Raw genomic sequence first — 2,629 nt, 5'->3', positions numbered from 1 at the left:
CAGCGCCCCGGCTCACCTGCCCCTCTGCCGGCTCTACCGGAACAGCAGGACGTGTTAAACAGGATCCTGGCGGCATGATCGACTACCCGGAATACACCTTATCTTCGCCGCCCACCTGTCCAACGAAGTGGGACCACCTCACTCAAAGCCGAACGATCCGGACGCCAGCGCATTCATGCCCGTACTCATCAAACGCAGAAACGCCGTTCAGGACGCCATCGACCACGGCTTCAGAATCCACAGCGTGCGAGAAGTTAGTGGTGGAGTGCCAAAGGGCGGGGGAAAGGTTAAGTGCTCCGCAACGGTAACAACCGTGAACAACGACAGGCCCTTGATAAGTCTAGGTAATCTGCGCTGTTACGATGTCCTGCAGAAGTAGGCGGGTAGGCTCGATTTCCTCTCGGCCTCCTTGACCAGAGACGGCGTAGGGACACGTCGTGGAGAGGCGGTCCGGGTAAACTGGCATATAAGCCCCAATACAAGAGCCCACACGCGGTGAGAGGTAGCTCCCCTCGCCAGGGTGAATACACGGAACATCCCTACCGGTTTCGGTACGATGCTTTGCGGCACCCGGCAACCCCGTGCCGGGCCAGGCTCACAGCACCTGGATGCCGACGCTCAACCTGGAAAAACCCCGTGTGCGGAGTTAGGTTGTGTCCCGTGCCGTACTGTTGTTCTGCGCCGTTCTGCTTGCAGCGGCTGCCGGGCATGAAGTAGAAAAGACGACCATGCCAGCGAAGCCGGCCAAGAAGCCGAAGCCTGAACACCGCCCGATGCCGGAAGATCCGCGTGAACTGGCGCGGGCGATGTTCCGGGCGGCTGACGCGAAGATCGAGAAGAAGAAGACGGCGACGGGGAAGAAGTCCGCCGCCTAGGGGCGCTAGGTTAGCCCCTCCAGCCGCCTACCGACGCGAATCAGCGCCGTCAACTATTCTTTATTATTCCCCAACAAAGCCCCGGGGACCTGAACCGAGGAACGGCCCCGCGCACGACCAGGCGGTATCCAGGCCCGGCGGCGCCGTCAAGGCGTGCAGCGAAGCGTCTGCTTTCTCACGGCCTCGGCGGTCAAACTCGCGCCCTCCAGGTTCGTGATCCGGCACTCCTCATCGACCTTCACCTCTGCCGTGCAGTCGCCTTCCACCGGATCGTGGACAAAGGCGAATACCATGAAGTGGTCCAGGTTTCTGTGGCGCCCAACGATCATGTTGGACGTCTTGTAGTTCTTCTCCACGAACGCCGTGACGGCCTTCACCTTGGCCCGGTCGGTGGAGCAATCCGCAGCGTGGGTAAGGGGGCGCCGAGGACGAGTGAAAGCACCAGCGTTCGCCACAGCGCCATCCGGCAGATCACGTCGAATCGCCGAGACACTGGAGGCTGAACCACTGGACCACGCCGCCGTCGCCGCTCTCCTTCACCGAGCCCAGGTGGATCGCCGCAGCCGCAAGGGCGAGAGTGGCGAAGCGGCCGAGGCGCACCACGGCGCGGTTGAAGGCGGAGAGCCGGGCAGGGCAGAGGCGGAGGAGGGTAGAGGATCCTCACCACCACGCGCGCCACCAGCCGCATCAAGAGCGTCACGCCGACGGAGATGTGGAGGGACTTCAGCAGGTCCGCCATGGAGCCGTCCTCGACCACCGGGCGGGTCCTGGCGTAGCCGGCGCCCCACCTGAACGCGAAGCTCACGGCCATGGCCCAAGGGAGCACTCGCGCCGCCAGGGTGTAGATCCTCAGTTCACCCATTCCACCACCTTCCATTGGGTATCCGGCGCCACGCAGACCAGGCCGTCCTGTCCTCGAAGCGGGTGTGAAGGTGCGCGGTTCGGTCCTTCGTGCTACTCGGCCAGGACCCGCCCGTTGATGGCATTGACCGCCATGTGGGCCCCCAGCACGGCCCCCTCTTGCCATCCCGGCAGACCGCTGACCTGATCACCGGCGAAGTGGATGGCCCCGTCCGGCCTCTGGAGCGCTTCGGGCGACTTGTGGCGGCTTCTGGGCCAGCCGCCCTTCTGGAAGGGTGTCTTGAGCCAGGAACGGCTGACCCCGGTTTCGATCTCCGAGGCGTAACCGGGGTGGATGCGCTCCCCCTCGGCGGCCGCGGCCCGCAGCCGCTCCGCCGGCGCCATGCCGCCAAAGCGCAGTCCCGGCTTCTCGCCCCAGATATAGGCGCCCATGATGATTCCCTTGTCCCGGTGATAGCCGTAGGGCGGATACCAGATCTGGGTGATGTCCTGGTCCGTCCACGATATGCCTCCGTAGATGGCTTGATCCTCTTCCCAGAACCGTCGGCGGGCCTGGAAGGCGATCTTGACCGCGGGCACGAACTTGATCGACTCGATGACCGCCCGGGTCTTTGGGGAAAAGTCGTTGGGGATGTCCCTCAGGACGGTGGCGGGTATGGTGCAGATGGCGAAATCGGCGTCGATGGCCTCGCCTCCCGCCACCACGCGGACGCCGGCGGGCGTCTTTCGGATCTCCTCGACCACGCTGTTGTGCCGCATGAACGGCCGGACACGCTTCTCGAATGCCTTCGCGATGGCGTCCATCCCGCCCACGGGCTGGAACAGCGTCGGGTTCTGATTGAGGAAGTGGCTGTAGTGGAGCTTGTAGCGCCAGAAGTCCGCCTTGAGGAGCT

The 2,629-nt window shown here is 64.1% G+C and carries 4 protein-coding genes; 1 reads left to right on the top strand and 3 read right to left on the bottom strand.

The window, feature by feature from the left end:
• The first annotated feature begins 653 nt into the window (after positions 1-653).
• Positions 654-875, top strand: coding sequence for a hypothetical protein (locus OXF11_04205; protein ID MCY4486301.1), 222 nt, complete (start codon positions 654-656; stop codon positions 873-875).
• 146 nt (positions 876-1,021) lie between these two features.
• Here OXF11_04205 and OXF11_04200 read toward each other — a convergent pair whose 3' ends face one another.
• From OXF11_04200 to OXF11_04190, 3 genes are all read right to left on the bottom strand, one after another.
• Positions 1,022-1,252, bottom strand: coding sequence for a hypothetical protein (locus tag OXF11_04200; GenBank protein MCY4486300.1), 231 nt, complete (start codon positions 1,250-1,252; stop codon positions 1,022-1,024).
• Between the two features lie 94 nt (positions 1,253-1,346).
• Positions 1,347-1,478: a hypothetical protein gene (locus tag OXF11_04195; protein MCY4486299.1), complete on the bottom strand. Its 132-nt coding sequence runs from the start codon at positions 1,476-1,478 to the stop codon at positions 1,347-1,349.
• Positions 1,479-1,829: 351 nt separating this feature from the next.
• Positions 1,830-2,629: FAD-dependent oxidoreductase (locus OXF11_04190; protein ID MCY4486298.1), on the bottom strand; the 800-nt coding region annotated here is incomplete at its 5' end.

Source organism: Deltaproteobacteria bacterium, assembly GCA_026712905.1.
In the GTDB taxonomy this organism is placed as follows: domain Bacteria; phylum Desulfobacterota; class Binatia; order UBA9968; family JAJDTQ01; genus JAJDTQ01.
Note: the sequence above shows the minus strand (reverse complement) of the source record. Positions and strands in the feature narration are given on the sequence as shown.